Below are 16,716 nucleotides of genomic sequence, written 5' to 3' on the forward strand. Positions count from 1 at the left end.
GGACGTCGAAGCGATCACGCTCGGCCGTCCGGCTCGCCCCTGTCGGTGCCGCCGGATAGCCTCGTCGGACCATGGCGGCCGGAGGGCGGTCGCCGGGACGAGGGGAACCCGGGTGATCGAGTTCCGCGACGTGACGAAGCGGTTCCCGGACGGGACCGTCGCGGTCGACGGGCTGGACCTGACCGTGGACGCCGGGCGGGTGACCGTCTTCGTCGGGCCGTCCGGCTGCGGCAAGACCACCTCGCTCCGCATGATCAACAGGATGGTCACGCCCACCTCGGGCACCATCACGGTGGACGGGCGGGACGTGACCACGGGCGATGCGGCGGAGCTGCGCCGCGGCATCGGGTACGTGATCCAACAGGCAGGGCTGTTCCCGCACAAGACGATCCGGGACAACATCGCCACCGTGCCGCTGCTGCTCGGCTGGCCCAGGCGCAAGGCGCGGGCGCGGGCGGACGAGCTGATGGAGGTCGTGGGCCTGGCGTCGGAGATGGCGGGCCGCTACCCGGCCCAGCTGTCCGGCGGCCAGCAGCAGCGCGTCGGCGTGGCCCGCGCGCTGGCCGCCGACCCGCCCGTGCTGCTCATGGACGAGCCGTTCAGCGCGGTCGACCCGGTGGTGCGGGAGAGCCTGCAGGAGGAGCTGCTGCGGCTGCAGGGCGAGCTGGGCAAGACGATCGTGTTCGTCACCCACGACATCGACGAGGCCGTGAAGCTCGGCGACAAGGTCGCGGTGTTCCGCACCGGTGGCGTCCTGGCGCAGTACGACGAGCCGGGCGTGCTGCTCGACCGGCCCGTGGACGGGTTCGTCGACGGCTTCGTCGGCCGCGACCGCGGCTACCGCAAGCTGGGCTTCCTGTCCGACGAGCTGCCGCTGGCCGAGCTGCCCACCGTGCGCGTCGGCGGGTCGGCGCCCCCGGGCTGGTCGCTGGTCGCCGATGCGGACGGGCGACCGCTGGGCTGGGTGCACGGCGGGGGCACCGTCGAGGAGGCGGCCGTCGTGCCCGGCGGATCCCTGTACGAGGTCGGGTCGGGCTCGCTGCGCAGCGCGCTCGACGCCGCGCTCTCCTCGCCGTCGGGCCGCGGGGTCGCGGTCGACGGCGAGGGCCGGGTCGCGGGCGCGCTGAGCGCCGACGACGTGCTGCGCGCGCTCGCCGCGTCCCGGGCGGACGAGGCGGCCTGATGGTCTGGGACTGGATCCCGCGCAATCTCGGCATGCTCGGCACGCTGCTGGGCGAGCATGTGGTCCTCGCGCTGGTCCCGGTGCTGGTCGGACTGGTGCTCGCCGTCCCGATCGGCTGGGCCGCGTCCGCCCACCGGGCGCTGCGCGGGGTGCTCGTGCCCGCCGCCAGCGTGCTCTACACGATCCCGTCGCTGGCCCTGTTCATCGTGCTGCCGGCGGTCATCGGCACCCAGATCCTCGACCCGCTCAACGTCGTCGTCGCGCTCACGATCTACACCGTCGCCCTGCTGGTCCGCTCGGTGGCCGACGCGCTCGGCGCCGTCCCGTCCATGGTCGTCGCGTCCGCCACGGCGATGGGGTACCGGGCCGGCCGCCGGTTCGTCTCCGTCGAGCTGCCGCTGGCGGTGCCGGTGCTCATCGCCGGGCTGCGGGTGGCCGCGGTGTCGAACATCAGCCTGGTCTCGGTCGGCGCGCTGATCGGCGTCGGCGGGCTCGGGCAGCTGTTCACCGACGGCTACCAGCGCAACTTCCCGCTCGAGATCCTCACCGGGATCGTGCTGATCCTGCTCCTGGCGCTGGTCGTCGACGGGGCGCTGGTCCTGATCGGACGGGTCACCACGCCCTGGGCCCGGGCGGGGGCGGCCGCGTGAACGCGTTGTTCTCCTGGCTCCTCGAGCCCACGCACTGGACCGGTCCGGCGGGCATCCCGGCCCGGCTGGTCGAGCACCTGTGGTACACGGTCCTCGCCCTGGCGCTCGGCGCCCTGGTGGCGCTGCCGATCGGCGCCCTCATCGGGCACGGGCGGCGCGGCGGCTTCCTCGTCGTCGGCACCGCCAACGGGCTGCGGGCGCTGCCCGAGCTCGGCCTCCTCACGCTGCTGGTGCTGCTGATGGGGATCGGGCTCCTCCCGGTCACCCTCGCGCTCGCCGTGCTCGCGGTCCCGCCGTTGCTCGCCGGCACCTACTCCGGCGTGCGCAACGTCGACCCCGGTGCGGTCGACGCCGCCCGCGGCATGGGGATGCGCGAATGGCAGGTGCTGGCCAAGGTCGAGCTGCCCAACGCGCTGCCGCTCGTGCTCGGCGGCCTGCGCGGGGCGGCGCTGCAGGTCATCGCAACCGCTGCGGTCGCCGCGTACGTGAGCTTCGGCGGGCTCGGCCGCTTCCTGATCGACGGCCTGCGCACCCGCGAGTACCCGCAGACGGCGGCCGGCGCGATCCTGGTGGCCGTGCTCGCACTCGTCGTCGAGGCGCTGCTCGCGCTGGTGCAGCGCGCGGTCGTCTCACCCGGGCTGCGCGGCGGCGACCGCCGCCCGCCCCCCGCCACCGGCGGGCGGGCCACGCCGGCCCGAGATCCCGCCGACCCCGATCCCGTCCCCACCCGAGAGCCCGCAGGAGCCGAACCGTGAAACTGGCCCGTCCCCTCACCCTCGTCGCCGCCGGCGCGGCCCTGATCCTCGGGCTGGCCGCCTGCGGAGGCGGGGGCTCGAACGACCCGTTGGGCTCCGGCGGCACCCAGGCCCCGGCCGCGCCCGACGTCGTCCGGATCGGTTCCGCCGACTTCCCCGAGAACCAGGTGCTCGCCGAGATCTACGCGCAGACCCTGGAGTCCAAGGGCGTCAAGGTCGAGCGGAACTTCAACATCGGCAGCCGCGAGGTCTACTTCCCGGCCCTCACGGACGGGTCGATCGACCTGATCCCGGACTACACCGGCGTACTGCTGCAGTACATCGACAAGAACGCCACCGAGACCGAGTCCGACCCGGTCTACGCGGCCCTGCAGCAGGCCGTCCCCGCGCCGCTCACCGTGCTCGACAAGGCGGCGGCGGAGAACAAGGACGCCGTCGTGGTCACCGGTCGGTTCGCGCAGGAGAACAACCTGAAGGAGATCGGCGACCTCGCCCCGATCGCGGGGGAGATGGTCTTCGGCGGCCCGTCGGAGTTCCAGACCCGGCCCGACGGGATCCCCGGGCTGGAGGAGACCTACGGCCTGACGTTCAAGGAGTTCCGCGCGCTCGACACCGGGGGCCCGTTGACCGTGGCGGCGCTCAACGACGGCACCGTGCAGGCGGCGGACCTGTTCACCACCGACCCCGCCATCGAGGACAACGGCTTCGTGGCGCTCGCGGACCCGAAGAACAACTTCGCCGCGCAGAACGTCGTGCCGCTGATCAACGCGAGCAAGGCGACGGACACGGTGAAGCAGGCCCTCGACGCCGTCCAGGCCACGCTCACCACCGAGGACCTCGTCGAGCTCAACCGCACGCTCGCCGGCCCGGACAAGCCCGACGTCGGAACGGTCGCCAAGAACTGGCTCGCGCAGCAGGGCCTGTCGGGGTGAGCATCGGGACGATCGCCGCCCTCTACCGCTACCCGGTCAAGTCGATGCTGGGCGAGCCGGTCGAGGAGATCGCGGTCGGCCCGCTCGGCGTCGCCGGGGACCGCCGGTTCGCGCTGCTCGACGAGGAGACCGGCCGGGTGGCCACCGCCAAGCACCCGCGCCGCTGGCGGCAGCTGCTGCAGTGCCGCTCGACCACCGCGCCCGACGGCGTGCGGGTCACCCTGCCGGACGGGCGCGAGGTCGACGCCTCGGCCGCGGACGAGGAATTGTCCGCGCTGCTCGGGCGCCGGGTGCGGATGGCCGACGAGCGCCCGGCGGGGGCCGAGGTCGAGCGGCCCGACCCGGTCGACGTGCTCGCCGAGGGCGTCGAGGCCGAGGTGGACTACGCGCTCCTCGAGATCGCGCAGGGCACCCCGGGCGGCGCGTTCGTCGACCACTCGCCCGTGCACCTGATCACCACCGCGACGCTCGACGCGATCGGCGTCGGCGCGGCCGAGGCGCTCCGCTACCGGCCCAACGTCGTCGTCCGGACCCCGGAGGGCTCTCCGCCCTTCGCCGAGAACGACTGGCCGGGCCGGGAGATCACGCTCGGGGCGGTGCGGCTGCGCGCCACGCTACCCACCCCGCGCTGTTCGGTGCCCACCCTGGAGCACGGCGCGCTCGGCCGCGCCCCGGACGCGGTCCGCCCGCTCCTGGCCCGTCGGGTCGAGGTCCCCGGTTTCGGTCTCCTGCCCTGCGCCGGGGTGTACGCCGAGGTCGTGACCGGCGGGACGGTCCGGGCGGGGGACGAGGTGCGGGTGGGGGAGTAGGCGACCCTGACCGCTCCGCTCAGGGAGGGATCGGGGGTCGTCTCGGATCCGGGGGCCCGGCGCCTTCCTACCGTCCGCGGGGTGCACACCCTCACCGGACCGGCGCCGGGTCCCGTGCCACTGCCGGACCGTCGCGGCCCGCTCGCGAGGCCCGGCCGTGACCACGTCCCCGCGTGGTCCCCCCACGGGGGTACCCGTGCACGGTATGGATCTCGTTGCTCCCCTCTGCCTACGCTGGCCGCGACCGATGAGTGGACGCGAGCGGGGGAGTCGACCTCTTCATGGCCTGGTTCGACGCCGTCCTCGCGTGCGTGTCGCTCGGCCTCGGGCTGCTGCACCTCGTCCGGCTCGCCACCGCGCGCCGCGACGGCCGCCCGGTCGCCGGGGAGGCGGCGCACGCGGTGATGGGGTTCGGCATGGCGGCGATGTTCTCCCCGCTCGGCGACCCCGTCCCGCCGGCGTTGTGGTTCGCCGCCTTCGGAGCGAGCGCCGCCTGGTTCGGCGCCCTCGCCCTGCGCACCGGCCTCCGCGCCGACGACGCCGGGCACCACGTCGTCTGCGGCGTCACGATGCTGTTCATGCTGTCCCTGGGCACCGCCGACGCGACCGGGCACACCGGCCACCACGGGACCGCCGCCGGTACCGGCCCCTGGGTCTCGGTGGTCGCGATCGTGCTGGTGGGCTACTTCGCCTGGCACGTCCTGCGCTGCGGGGACCGGCTTTCCGCCGCCCGGATCACCCCCGCCGAGCCGGCCGCCGAGCCCGTGCCGGCCGGTGCGGCCGCCGAGACCGCCCGGCCCGTGGACCCTCCGACGGGCTGCCGCCACGGCCGGGCCGTCGTCCCGGGCCGGCTCGGCGCGCTGCGTGACCCGCGGGCCGCGGCCACGGCACATCTCGTGATGGCCGCGGCGATGGCCGTGATGCTGCTCGGGATGATCTAGACGCGGTTCACGAGGTCCGTCACCAGGAGCGCGACGAAGAGCACGGAGGCCGCGCCGAGGAACAGGTTGGACAGCCACCCCGACCGGCCGTTCCCGCCGACCCGCCGCGAGTTGAGCAGCAGCATCAGCGTGACGGCGAGGAACGGCATGAAGAGCGAGCCGAGCACGCCGTAGACCAGCGTGAGGCCGAACGGCTTGTCGAAGAAGAGCAGCGCCATCGGCGGGAGCGTCAGCCAGAGCAGGTAGCCCCGGAAGGGCAGCGACCGCTCGGCGACGCCGGCTTCGTAGTGGTGCGCCCGCGGCCCGCCGTCCGCCTCGGCGGCCCGGCCGTGCGGCAGCCGGATGGTGCGGGTCCAGTCGGTGAACATGAGCGAGACGCCGTTCCACACGCCGAGCAGCGACGTGGCGGTCACGGCGAAGAAGCCCACCAGGAACAGCAGGCGAGCCCAGGCCCCGTACCGGTCGCCGAGCGCGTCGCCCAGCGTCAGCAGCCCGGTGTCGGACTCGGTCAACCGCCGGCCCAGCAGCATCGCGGCGCCCACCACCAGCATCGCGACGACGAAGATGCCGGTCATCACGTAGCCGACCGCGTTGTCCAGCCGCATCATCGACAGCCACCGGGTGCCGTGCCAGCCCTTGCCGAACATCCAGTACCCGTAGGCCGCCATGGTGATCGTGCCGCCGACGCCGCCGATCAGCCCGAGCACGTAGACGGTCGAGCCCGGCGGCAGCCGCGGGATCAGTCCCGACGCCAGGTTCCCCGCGACGTCGGGCACCGTGAGGCCCGCGATCACCAGCACGGAGACGAAGGCGACGAGCACGAGACCGGTCATGAGCCGTTCGAAGGCGTGGTAGTGCTGCAGCCACACGAGCACCAGCCCGACGACGCCGGCGATCATCGCCCAGTACCGCACCGACAGCCCACCGAACAGGGCGTTGAGCGGGAGCCCGACCGCGGACATCGCCGTCGCGCCGTACACGAAGCCCCACACCACGATGTAGACGCCGAAGAAGCCCGTGGCCCACCGCCCGAGCCGCCGCCAGCCGTCGAGCAGGGTGGAGCCCGAGGCCAGGTGCCAGCGCCCGACCCCCTCGCCGAGGGCGAGTTTGAGCACGGTGCCCAGGAGCGCCGCCCAGAGCAGCACGGTGCCGAAGCGGGCGCCCGCCACCATCGTCGCCACGAGATCGCCCGCGCCGACGCCGGTCGCCGCGGCCAGGAGGCCGGGTCCCAGTTGCCGGAGCTTCCCGCCGAACCCGGTGGGCGGGGTGAGCTCCGCGGTCCGGACGGTGCCCTGCTGCGTGCTCACGGCGACCTCCCCGCAGTTCGACGACCCTGTCGGAGGAGAACGGTAGGAGTGTCCGGTGCGTCCCGCAGAGTCTGGCTGCGACCGGGCTCACCCATCGTGCAAGGGTGCGGACTGTAGGTTTCCGCCGTTACCGTCGTAACGGGTTCGACGAGAGAGGCGAAGAGCGGCCGTGGCGAGCATCGAAGAGGTCAGGGACGGCATCGCGCAGGCCAACGACAAGGCCTCGGAGAGCATGGGGGCGCTCGACCAGGCGCGCTCCAGCATCGAGGAGGCGCAGCGTGCCCTGCAGCAGGTGACCGAGGGCAGCTCGCAGAGCGACGTCGAGCAGGCCAACGCGTACTACGCCGAGGCGGCCAGCAAGATCGACGACGTCCAGCAGGCCATCAACGCGGCGATCGAGGCGGCCGAGGGCGTCGCCGCCCGGCTGTAGCCCGGGTTGTGCGCCGACCGGAGGGCACCCGAGTGAGCATCGCCGAGCTGCGCGCCGCGATGGAGGGCGTCGGCGGCTCCACCGGTGAGGCCCGCGCGCACGCGCAGCGCGCCGCGGAGCGCCTGGGCGAGGCGGCCGCGCTGCTCACCGAGCTCACCGAGCGGACCGGGGCGGACCTGCCGGTGGCGGAGGTGCAGAAGGCGCGGGAGGAGGTCGACGAGCTGGTGGCCACGGTGGGCCTGGCGGGCGAGGCGATCGCCGACCTGAGCGGTCGGCTCTGACCGTGGCACCCGGGAGGAAGGCGCGACGCGAGCGCATCACCGCGGCGTTCGACGCGTTCCACGCGGCCGCCGCGCGGGCGCTCGGCGCGGCCGCACGGCGACGGGAGTCGGCCATCCGGGCCCACGCCGAGGCCATGTTCGAGCTGTGGCTGCGGCGCGAGGGCGTTGCAGCCGTCCGTGGTGACCCGTCGATGGCTCCGGCGTTCCGCTCGCCCGTGCTCGCCGCCGCCGTCGACCGGGCCGACCGGGACCACCTGGCCGGGCTGTCGGGCTGGCTGTCGGACGGGCCGCAGGCGCTCGCCGACATCGTCGCCGGCGCGGCCCCGGGCCCGGCCGGCGCGCGGGGCTCCGGATGGCTCGACGAGGTGGTCCGCGCGGCCGATCCCGGCGCGCCGGGTCCGGACCTGCTGCGCAACGAGGGCGTGAAGGACCACCCGGAGCTGTGGCGGATCGGCGCGGGACACCTGGAGATCGGCGACACGTTCCCCGTCGCGCTGCCCCTGCTCGACGAGGCGCACCTGCGGATCGACTCGGTGCCGGAGTCCCGGCCCGCGGCCGAGGCGTCGATCGAGCAGCTGCTGATGCGGATGCTCGCGTGCTTCCGGCCGGGGATCCTGACCGTCGACGTGTGGGACGTCGGCCAGTACGGCCTGATGCCCGCGCTGTACCCGCTCGCGCGCACCGGCCTGGTCACCTCGCACGACCCGAACCGGCTCGGGGACCTGCTCGACGAGCTGTCCGAGCGGATCCGCAAGGTGCACAGCCGGGTGCTGGTCGGGGGCTTCCCGTCCCTGCGGGCACATGCCGCGCACGAGGGCAGGCGCAGCGAGCCGTGGGTCGTGGTCGTGCTGGCGGGCAACCGGACCGCGCTGCCCGACGACCAGCAGCGGCAGCTGCAACGGATCGCCCGCAGCGGGCTGGCCTGCGGCATCCACCTCGTCCTCCTCGACGTCCCGCTGACCGTCGCCGCACCCGTCGAGACCCTGCGGTTCACCCGGCACGGCGTGCGCTGCTCGATGACGGGGCCGCACGTGCGGGTGGAACCGGACCCGCCGCTGCCCCGCCAGCAGGTCACGGACGCGTGCACCGCGATCGTCCGGGCGCACGAGGCGTGGCGGGCCACGGTCTCGACCTTCGCCGACCTGCTACCGCAGGATCGCCAGGGCCGACTGACCTCGGAGTCCGGGGTCCGCGCCCCCATCGGCTTCACCGACGGCATGCACGTGGAGCTCGCGCTCGACGACGCCTCCCCGCACGCGCTGATCGGCGGACCGAGCGGGTCGGGCAAGACCAACCTGCTGCTGGCCATGATCGGGTCGATGGCCGCCCGGTATGACCCGGACGAGCTGCACTTCTACCTGCTCGACTTCAAGGAGGGCGTGTCCTTCGCCCAGTTCGCGCCCGGTCGCCGGGACGCCAGCTGGCTGCCGCACGCCCAGCTGATCGGGATCAACGTCAACACCGACCGCGAGTTCGGGCTGGCACTGCTGCAGTTCCTCGCCGACGAGATGCGCCGCCGCGCGGAGGCCGCCAAGTCGTTCGAGGTGACCAAGCTCGAGGAGCTGCGCCGGGCCGACCCGGGTGGGGACTGGCCGCGCATCGTCGCGGTGGTCGACGAGTTCCAGTACCTGTTCGCGGAGAAGGACCAGGTCACGAAGCAGGCGACCGCGCTGCTCGAGGACGTCGCCCGGCGCGGTCGCTCGCAGGGCATCCACCTCGTCTTCGCCAGCCAGGACGTCTCGGGCATCGAGGCCTTCTGGGGTCGTCCGGCGATCTTCGAGCAGTTCGTGCTGCGGATCGCACTGCCCCGGGCGCGGCGCGTGCTGGCCAACCTCAACGACGCCGCACTCGCCCTGCCGCGCTGGCACGCGGTCGTCAACCACGAGTCGGGGATGAAGCACGGCAACGAGATCGCCCGGATCCCCGACGCCGGCGCGGGGTCCGACCTCGACGAGGTGCAGCGCGCCGCGCACGAGCGCTACGTCGGCCCCCCGCCCCGGCTGTTCGACGGCGCCCGCTCGCCCACCGTGCCGGACCTGCTGGCCGCGGTACCGCCCGGTGGTGCCCCGCGCGCCCTGCTCGGCCAGGTGATCGACATGGCGGGCAGTGCCGCGGCCGTCGAGCTGCCGGACGCGCCGGGTCGCAACGTCGCCGTCGTCGCCTCGGGGCCGGTCGAGGCGATGCGGGTGATGGGCGCGGCCACGGCCGCGCTGGTGGCGACGGCGCCGGCCGAGGCGCGGTTCGTGGTCGCGCCGCTGGTGAGCGAGCTGCCCGCCGGGGTCCTGGCGGAGCGCGAGGTCGAGACCGTGGGCCTCGGCGGCATCCGCGCGCGCATCGAGGACCTGGCGCGGGAGGTGAAGGACCGGGTCGCGAGCGGCGACCGGCGCCCGGTGTTCGTGCTGCTCCTCGGGGCCGACGCCGCCGACCCGCTGCTCGACCGGGCCGGTACCGAGGCGCTGCGCACGGTGCTGCGCTTCGGCCCCGAGGTCGGGGTGCACGTGGTGGGGTGGTGGCGCTCGGCGACCCGGCTGCGGCAACTGCTCACCCTGTCGGCGAGCGTCGACGACGTCGGCGCCTGGATCGGGCTCGACGTCCAGGGCTCGGAGCTGGGGGCGCTGGCCCCGGGCCTGGGTACGACCTGGGCACCGCGGCCCGGCCGCGGGCTGTTCTTCGACCGCGCGACGCACGCGCGGCCCGAGGTCGTGATCGTGCCGGGGCCGCTGGAGGAGGACGGATGAGCACGGCGGACCAGCCGGAGTCGCCCGCCGCCGCGTACCGGCGGATCACGAGCGGGATCGACGAGGCCGTCGGCGCGGTCCGGCGGCAGGACGAGCTGCGGGCCTCCCGCCTCGAGGAGACGCTGGCCCGGTTCGACGAGCGCATGCGGCGGGTGGGTGAGCGCGCGGCCTTGACCCGCTTCTCGGTGGAGCTGCACTGGGAGTCGGCGCTGGAGGCGTTGTGGGCGGAGCCGTGGATGACGGTCCGCCCCTTCCCGCGCCCGGACCCGCGCGCCGAACCCGGCCGGCTGGACCGCTACGAGCGCGAGGTCGAGCGGACCCACACGGAGCTCATGGGCCTCGTCGCCCGCCGCCGCTTCGGCTTCCGCCGCTGACCGGATGCAGTAGGGAACCATAACGCGCTCGGGAGCCGGGGTTTCACGCGTTATGGAACCATACTGCGCTCGGGAGCCGGGGTTTTATGCGCTATGGAGCCATACTGCGCACAGGAGCGGGGCTTCGGATGTTATGGAACGAACCATCGTGCGCTCGACCGGATGGCCCTAGCACAGCATGGGCCCGTGACGCAACACCTCGGTCGAACTGTGGACGGCCGGCCGGTGCTGTGGATCGTCGGCCGTGGCGGGAGTCCCGAGGGGCGCCGAGCGGAGTCGCGTCCAGGACGGTGGCGTCATGTCGAAGACACAGCGCGCCGGGATCGCCCATCTGGAGATCTTCCGAGGATCGGAAGCCGTCCGAGCCGGCTTCCTCGTTGCGGCGGACCTCCGCGGCGATCGCGTGGTTCGCCTGTTCCGGGACGTCTACACCTGGGCCGGTGTGCCCATCACCCACGAACTCAGAGCGCGGGCTGCCGCCCTGGCGCTCCCGACGGGCGCCGTCGTCACCGGCCGGTCCGCCGCGACGGTGCGCGGCGCGCAGGTCTGCTGGACCGACGACCCCGTCCACGTCGTGGCGCCTCTGGAACTGCGAATCGGGCGCCGCACCGGGGTCCTGCTCAGGCGGACGGCGCTGCGACCCGGCGAGTGCGCCCCCTGGGGGGACGGTCTGATCGCCTCGCCGCTGCGCATGGCTCTCGATCTGGTGCTCGGACGGCCGCTACCCGAGTCGGTGGCCGACCTCGATCAGGTGCTCAAGGCCGGGCTGATCGACCGCGACGAGTTCGTCGCGGCTCTTCGAGCGAGGCGGGACAACGGCATCGTGCTGGCCCGGCAGGCGGTACAGCTCGCCACCGGGGTCGCCGACTCCATCCCCGAGTCCCAGCTCCGGGTGCATCTCGTCCTGGCCGGGCTCGAGCCCGTCGCACAGCATTGGATCGAGGTCGACGGCGAACAGGTCGCCCAGGTGGACTTCGCGTTCCCGGCTCGGAAGGTCGCGGTCGAGTACGACGGCGGCTGGCGCAACAACGAACTGTGGGCGCTCAATCACGATCGAGCTCGCCTCAACCGGATCCAGGCCGCCGGGTGGGATGTCGTGTTCGTGACGGCGGCGCTCCTCCGGCAGCCACGGAAGCTGGTCGCCGAGGTCCGCGGCGCCCTGGCCCGCTGACGCACTACGGAACCAGAATGCGCTCAAGGACCCACGTCGAACGACATCATGGTTCCATAACGCGCTACACCGCCACTCCTGGACGTGTGATGGAACCATGATGCGAATCAGTCGTCCTCGTCGTCGCGGGCGAGGAAGGTCGCGAGGCGTTCGACGGCGTCCTCGTAGCTGGGGTGTTCGTCGACGAAGGCCCGGAGACGGGCGGCCAGCCACTCGACGCTGACCGCCTCGTCCCCTCGGCGTTCGACCAGTTCCTCGATGCCCCGGTCGGTGAAGTACACGAGATCTGCGCAGGATCAGGCGGCGCTCACGAGAACGCCTTGTCGATCAGCTCGCGCTGCTCGACCTCGTGCACCTTCGACGACCCGGCGGCCGGCGCGGCCATCCGGCGGCGGCTGACCCGGGTGAGGCCCCCGAGCCGCTCCGGCAGCTTGTCCGGCAGCTCGAGACCCATGTGCGGCCAGGCGCCCTGGTTGGCCGGCTCCTCCTGGACCCAGCGGATGTCCGCGGCGTTCGGGTAGCGCTCCAGGATCGAGGCCAGCTGGCGGTCCGGCACCGGGTACAGCTGCTCGACGCGCACGATCGCCGTGTCGGTGATCTCGCGCTTCTGCCGCTGCTGGTGCAGCTCCCAGAAGATCTTGCCGCTGCACAGCAGGACCTTCTTGACCGACGTGGCGGCGCCGTCCGCGGAGCGGAACTCCGGGTCGTCGATCACCGGGCGGAAGCGGCCGCCGGTGAAGTCCGAGATCGGCGAGAGCACGGCCTTGTTCCGCAGCATCGACTTCGGGGTGAAGACGACGAGCGGGCGGCGGACGCCGTCGAGCGCGTGTCGGCGCAGCAGGTGGAAGTAGTTCGCCGGCTCCGACGGCAGCGCGACCGTCATCGAGCCCTCGGCGCACAGCTGCAGGAACCGCTCGATGCGGCCGGAGCTGTGGTCGGGGCCCTGGCCCTCGAGCCCGTGCGGCAGCAGCAGCACGACGTCGCTCATCTGGCCCCACTTGGCCTCACCGGACGAGATGAACTCGTCGATGATCGACTGGGCACCGTTGACGAAGTCGCCGAACTGTGCCTCCCACATGACCAGCGCGTCGGGGTTGGCCACGGAGTAGCCGTACTCGAAGCCGACCGCGGCGAACTCCGACAGGGCCGAGTCGTAGGGCAGGAACCGGCCCTGGCCCTCGGCCAGGTTGCGCAGCGGGTAGTACTCCTCGCCGGTCTTCCGGTCGATCAGCACCGAGTGCCGCTGCACGAAGGTGCCGCGCCGCGAGTCCTGGCCGGACAGCCGGATCAGCTTGCCGTCCATCGCCAGCGAGCCGAAGGCGAGCAGCTCGCCGAAGGCCCAGTCGACGTCGCCCTCGCGCGACATCTTCGCCCGCTTGGCCAGCACCGGCTTGACGCGCTGGTGCGGGGTGAACCCCTCGGGCAGGTGCTCGTGCACGTCGCCGACCCGGTGCACGACCTCGAGCGGGATCGAGGTGTCCAGGTCCATCGGCACGGACTGTTCCTTCTCGACCGAGGAGGAGACGGCCGGCGGCGTCTTCTCCAGCTCCCGGACCTCGTTGAACACGTGCTCGAGCTGGTTGGAGAAGTCCTTGAGCGCGTGCTCGGCCTCCTCCATGGTGATGTCGCCGCGGCCGATCAGCGACTCGGTGTAGATCTTGCGCACCGAGCGCTTGGCGTCGATCACGTCGTACATCGCCGGCTGGGTCATCGAGGGGTCGTCGCCCTCGTTGTGGCCGCGGCGCCGGTAGCAGATCATGTCGATCACGACGTCGTTGTTCCAGCGCTCGCGGTACTCGACGGCCAGCTTGGCCACCCAGACGCAGGCCTCGGGGTCGTCGCCGTTCACGTGGAAGACCGGTGCGCCGATCATCTTCGCCACGTCCGTGCAGTACTGCGACGAGCGGGAGTGCTCCGGCGCGGTGGTGAAGCCGACCTGGTTGTTCACGACGACGTGCACGGTGCCGCCGGTGCGGTAGCCGCGCAGCAGGGCCAGGTTCAGGGTCTCCGCGACCACGCCCTGGCCGGCGAACGCCGCGTCGCCGTGCATCATGATCGGCAGCACGGTGAAGCCGCCCTCGCCCTTGTCGAGCAGGTCCTGCTTGGCGCGGACGATGCCCTCGAGGACCGGGTCGACGGCCTCCAGGTGCGAGGGGTTCGAGGCGAGCGAGACGACCGTCTCCCCGTCGCCGAACATGCGGAAGTACTTGCCCTCGGCGCCCAGGTGGTACTTGACGTCGCCGGAGCCGTGCGCCTGGCCCGGGTCGAGGTTGCCCTCGAACTCGCGGAAGATCTGGCTGATCGGCTTGCCGACGATGTTGGCGAGCACGTTGAGCCGGCCGCGGTGCGGCATGCCGATGACGACCTCGTCGAGCTCGTTCTCGGCGGCCTTGTCCAGCACGGCGTCGAGCAGCGGGATGACGGTCTCGCCGCCCTCCAGGGAGAACCGCTTCTGCCCGACGTACTTGGTCTGCAGGAAGGTCTCGAAGGCCTCGGCGGCGTTGAGCTTGGAGAGGATGTACTTCTGCTCGACGACCGAGGGCTTCTGGTGCGGCACCTCGATGCGCTCCTGCAGCCAGGCGCGCTGCTCGGGATCGGCGATGTGCATGTACTCCGTGCCGACGGTGCGGCAGTAGGAGTCCCGCAGCAGGCCCAGGACGTCGCGCAGCTTCATGTGCGCCTCGCCGCCGAACCCGCCGACGGCGAAGTCGCGGTCGAGGTCCCACAGGGTCAGGCCGTGGGAGAGCACGTCGAGGTCGGGGTGGCGGCGCTGGCGGTAGTTCAGCGGGTCCGTGTCGGCCATCAGGTGGCCACGGGTGCGGTAGGACTCGATCAGCTCGAGGACGCGCGCGGTCTTGTCGACCTCGCCCTCGGGGAAGTCCTGCACCCAGCGGACGGGCTCGTAGGGCACCCGCAACGAGGTGAAGATGTCGTCGTAGAAGCCGTCGTCGCCCAGCAGCAGGCGGTGCACCCGGCGCAGGAAGTCGCCGGACTCGGCGCCCTGGATGATCCGGTGGTCGTAGGTCGACGTCAGCGTGATGATCTTGCTGACGCCGATCTGCGCGAGCCGCTCCTCGGAGGCGCCCTGGAACTCCGCCGGGTACTCCATCGCGCCGACGCCGACGATCGTGCCCTGGCCCTGCATCAGCCGCGGGACGGAGTGGTTGGTGCCCAGCGTGCCCGGGTTGGTCAGCGAGATCGTGGTGCCCTGGAAGTCCTCGGCCTTGAGGCTGCCGGTGCGGGCCTTGTGGACCATGCCCTCGTAGGCGGACCAGAACTGTGCGAACGACATCCGCTCGCAGGCCTTGATCGACACCACGACGAGCGAGCGCTGCCCGTTCTTGCCCGGCAGGTCGATGGCCAGGCCCAGGTTGACGTGCTCGGGCTGGACGACGGTCGGCTTGCCGTCCGCCTCGGCGAAGTGCCGGTTCATCACCGGGAAGTCGTGGAGCGCCTTCACCACGGCGTAGCCGATGAGGTGGGTGAAGGAGATCTTGCCGCCGCGGGTGCGCGTCAGCTGGTTGTTGATGACGATGCGGTTGTCGGCGAGCAGCTTCGCCGGGACCGCGCGCACGCTCGTCGCCGTCGGCACCGACAGCGAGGCGTTCATGTTCTTGACGACGGCGTTGGCCGCACCGCGGATCGGCGTGACCTCGTCGTGGCTCTCCGCGGCCGGCTTCGCGGCCTGGGAGGTGCTGCCCGCCGCGGGCTTCGCGGGAGCGGCGCCGTTGGACGCGGTGCGGTCGGCGGACCGGCGGACCTCCGTCGGCTCGGCGGGACTGGTGGTGGGTGTGCTGGCGGGGGGCACGTCCTGCTTTCCGGTGCGAGAGGAACCGTTGGTGGTGGCGGAGCGGTCGGCCGCCGCGACGGGGTCGGCCTCGGTGGCGCCGGGCGAGGAGTCGGTCGCGCTGCTGGCGGCACTGCGGTCGGCCTGCCCGGCCTCCGCGCGCTCGGCCTCGCCCCGGGCGGTCGGGCTGTCCTCGGCCGGGGCGGCGCCGGAGAGCGACCCGCCCGGCTTGTAGTCCGCGAAGAAGTCGTGCCAGGCCGGGTCGACGGTCTGCGGGTCGTCGAGGAACCGCTGGTACATCTCCTCCACGAGCCACTCGTTCGGGCCGAACTGAGTGGCGCCGAACTCCCCGGTATGGCCGGTCGTACTACTGGTGGACACGCGCTCTCAACCGCCTTGGTTCGCTTGAAGCTCTTCAGTCGCCGATGACCGCCCGCCCAGGGTAGTCCTCCCCGGCCGGGAGCCGGTACGTGCTCGGCCGCCTCGTGACGTCCGTCCGGCGGGTGCCCGTCCGTCCCGCTCAGAAAACGGGGAGGGCGCCGATCGTGGGTACCACGGCGGTCCGGACGGAGGTCTCCGCGATCACGGTGCCCTCCGCGAGGCCGCACGAGGAGTCGCGCCGCAGCGTGTCCCGCTCACCGGCGTACTGCCCGTCGACCGGGTCGACGAGGAGTTCGGTGCGGGTGGTGCCGACGTCGTGCACGAGCGCGAGGCAGAGGTTGCCGTCGAGGTCCTTGACCTCGTCGACGAGCGAGACGCCCGGGAGCTCGAGCAGCGCGGCGTAGAGCGGCGCCCGCAGGTCCGCCGGGACCGAACAGGTGCGCAACGCGTCCACGGCACTGCGGAACGGGCCGGTGTAGGTGCGTCCCAGCGGCGCGTCCGCCAGCAGCCGGGCGAGCAGCTCGCCGGGCTCGCGGGGCAGCAGCGCGAGGAACTCGGGGGTCGGGACCGCCCAGTTCCCGGCCGGCCGGCGGGGGGCCGAGTCGTGCAGCTCGGCGTAGAAGTCGCCGTACTTCGCGCGGAACCGGCCGGTGGGCCAGGCGTCGCGCAGGTCGAAGCCGGCGTCGTCGGCCGCCTCGCCCGAACCGGCCAACCACGTGACGCGCCCGGTGAGCACGCGGTCGAGCAGCCAGTCGGCGTCCTGGACCGCCGGCGTCCACTGCTGCAGCAGGTGCTCGGAGAGGTGCACGTGCACCGGCTCGGTCGGGTCCGGGCCCATGAAGGTGCCCATCCACCACGCGTGCGTCGCGATGTACCGGTACTGGTCCGGTTCCATCGGTTCGTCGGACGTGCGCACGGGCAGATCGGGCACCACGCAGCTCCCGGGGTCGGCAGGTTCACCCGGCATTGTGGAACGG

The 16,716-nt window shown here is 72.8% G+C and carries 15 protein-coding genes; 11 read left to right on the plus strand and 4 right to left on the minus strand.

The window, feature by feature from the left end; genetic code table 11:
- The first annotated feature begins 112 nt into the window (after positions 1-112).
- From ACL02T_RS31110 to ACL02T_RS31135, 6 genes are all read left to right on the plus strand, one after another.
- Complete coding sequence (locus ACL02T_RS31110) at positions 113-1,183, plus strand: ABC transporter ATP-binding protein (RefSeq protein ID WP_412834376.1); 1,071 nt, start codon at positions 113-115, stop codon at positions 1,181-1,183.
- Positions 1,183-1,833, plus strand: a complete 651-nt coding sequence (locus ACL02T_RS31115) for an ABC transporter permease (RefSeq protein WP_412834377.1) — start codon at positions 1,183-1,185, stop codon at positions 1,831-1,833. Before ACL02T_RS31110 ends, ACL02T_RS31115 begins: the two co-directional genes overlap by 1 nt.
- Positions 1,830-2,588 (plus strand): ABC transporter permease, encoded by a 759-nt coding sequence (locus ACL02T_RS31120; protein ID WP_412834378.1) that lies wholly within the window; start codon positions 1,830-1,832, stop codon positions 2,586-2,588. The genes ACL02T_RS31115 and ACL02T_RS31120 overlap by 4 nt, the downstream gene beginning before the upstream one ends.
- Positions 2,585-3,520 carry an ABC transporter substrate-binding protein gene (locus tag ACL02T_RS31125; protein WP_412834379.1) on the plus strand — a complete coding sequence of 312 codons (936 nt, stop codon included), beginning with the start codon at positions 2,585-2,587 and terminating at the stop codon, positions 3,518-3,520. The genes ACL02T_RS31120 and ACL02T_RS31125 overlap by 4 nt, the downstream gene beginning before the upstream one ends.
- Positions 3,517-4,329 carry an MOSC domain-containing protein gene (locus tag ACL02T_RS31130; RefSeq protein ID WP_412834380.1) on the plus strand — a complete coding sequence of 271 codons (813 nt, stop codon included), beginning with the start codon at positions 3,517-3,519 and terminating at the stop codon, positions 4,327-4,329. Before ACL02T_RS31125 ends, ACL02T_RS31130 begins: the two co-directional genes overlap by 4 nt.
- Before the next feature lie 281 nt (positions 4,330-4,610).
- Positions 4,611-5,270: a DUF5134 domain-containing protein gene (locus ACL02T_RS31135; protein ID WP_412834381.1), complete on the plus strand. Its 660-nt coding sequence runs from the start codon at positions 4,611-4,613 to the stop codon at positions 5,268-5,270.
- On the opposite strand, the gene ACL02T_RS31140 is transcribed toward ACL02T_RS31135, so the two are convergent.
- Positions 5,267-6,577: an Nramp family divalent metal transporter gene (locus tag ACL02T_RS31140; protein ID WP_412834382.1), complete on the minus strand. Its 1,311-nt coding sequence runs from the start codon at positions 6,575-6,577 to the stop codon at positions 5,267-5,269. The genes ACL02T_RS31135 and ACL02T_RS31140 overlap by 4 nt on opposite strands.
- 169 nt (positions 6,578-6,746) lie before the next feature.
- Here ACL02T_RS31140 and ACL02T_RS31145 point away from each other — a divergent pair, with 169 nt between their 5' ends.
- From ACL02T_RS31145 to ACL02T_RS31165, 5 genes are all read left to right on the plus strand, one after another.
- Positions 6,747-7,007, plus strand: a complete 261-nt coding sequence (locus ACL02T_RS31145; RefSeq protein ID WP_037053182.1) for a hypothetical protein — start codon at positions 6,747-6,749, stop codon at positions 7,005-7,007.
- Positions 7,008-7,039: 32 nt separating this feature from the next.
- Positions 7,040-7,288, plus strand: a complete 249-nt coding sequence (locus tag ACL02T_RS31150) for a hypothetical protein (protein ID WP_412834383.1) — start codon at positions 7,040-7,042, stop codon at positions 7,286-7,288.
- 2 nt (positions 7,289-7,290) lie between these two features.
- A complete protein-coding gene (locus tag ACL02T_RS31155; protein ID WP_412834384.1) occupies positions 7,291-10,026 on the plus strand; it encodes an FtsK/SpoIIIE domain-containing protein in 2,736 nt (911 codons plus the stop codon).
- On the plus strand, positions 10,023-10,400 hold the full coding sequence (locus ACL02T_RS31160; protein WP_412834385.1) for a hypothetical protein: 378 nt from the start codon (positions 10,023-10,025) through the stop codon (positions 10,398-10,400). The genes ACL02T_RS31155 and ACL02T_RS31160 overlap by 4 nt, the downstream gene beginning before the upstream one ends.
- Before the next feature lie 298 nt (positions 10,401-10,698).
- Positions 10,699-11,571 carry a putative endonuclease domain-containing protein gene (locus ACL02T_RS31165; protein ID WP_412834386.1) on the plus strand — a complete coding sequence of 291 codons (873 nt, stop codon included), beginning with the start codon at positions 10,699-10,701 and terminating at the stop codon, positions 11,569-11,571.
- Between the two features lie 107 nt (positions 11,572-11,678).
- On the opposite strand, the gene ACL02T_RS31170 is transcribed toward ACL02T_RS31165, so the two are convergent.
- The 3 genes from ACL02T_RS31170 to ACL02T_RS31180 form a co-directional block, all read right to left on the minus strand.
- A complete protein-coding gene (locus ACL02T_RS31170; RefSeq protein WP_412834387.1) occupies positions 11,679-11,852 on the minus strand; it encodes a DUF6104 family protein in 174 nt (57 codons plus the stop codon).
- A gap of 26 nt (positions 11,853-11,878) precedes the next feature.
- Positions 11,879-15,658, minus strand: coding sequence for a multifunctional oxoglutarate decarboxylase/oxoglutarate dehydrogenase thiamine pyrophosphate-binding subunit/dihydrolipoyllysine-residue succinyltransferase subunit (locus tag ACL02T_RS31175; protein ID WP_412834403.1), 3,780 nt, complete (start codon positions 15,656-15,658; stop codon positions 11,879-11,881).
- Positions 15,659-15,878: 220 nt separating this feature from the next.
- Complete coding sequence (locus ACL02T_RS31180; protein WP_412834388.1) at positions 15,879-16,670, minus strand: hypothetical protein; 792 nt, start codon at positions 16,668-16,670, stop codon at positions 15,879-15,881.
- Positions 16,671-16,716: the final 46 nt, after the last annotated feature.

The organism is Pseudonocardia oceanicola, assembly GCF_047200735.1.
In the GTDB taxonomy this organism is placed as follows: Bacteria; Actinomycetota; Actinomycetes; order Mycobacteriales; family Pseudonocardiaceae; genus Pseudonocardia.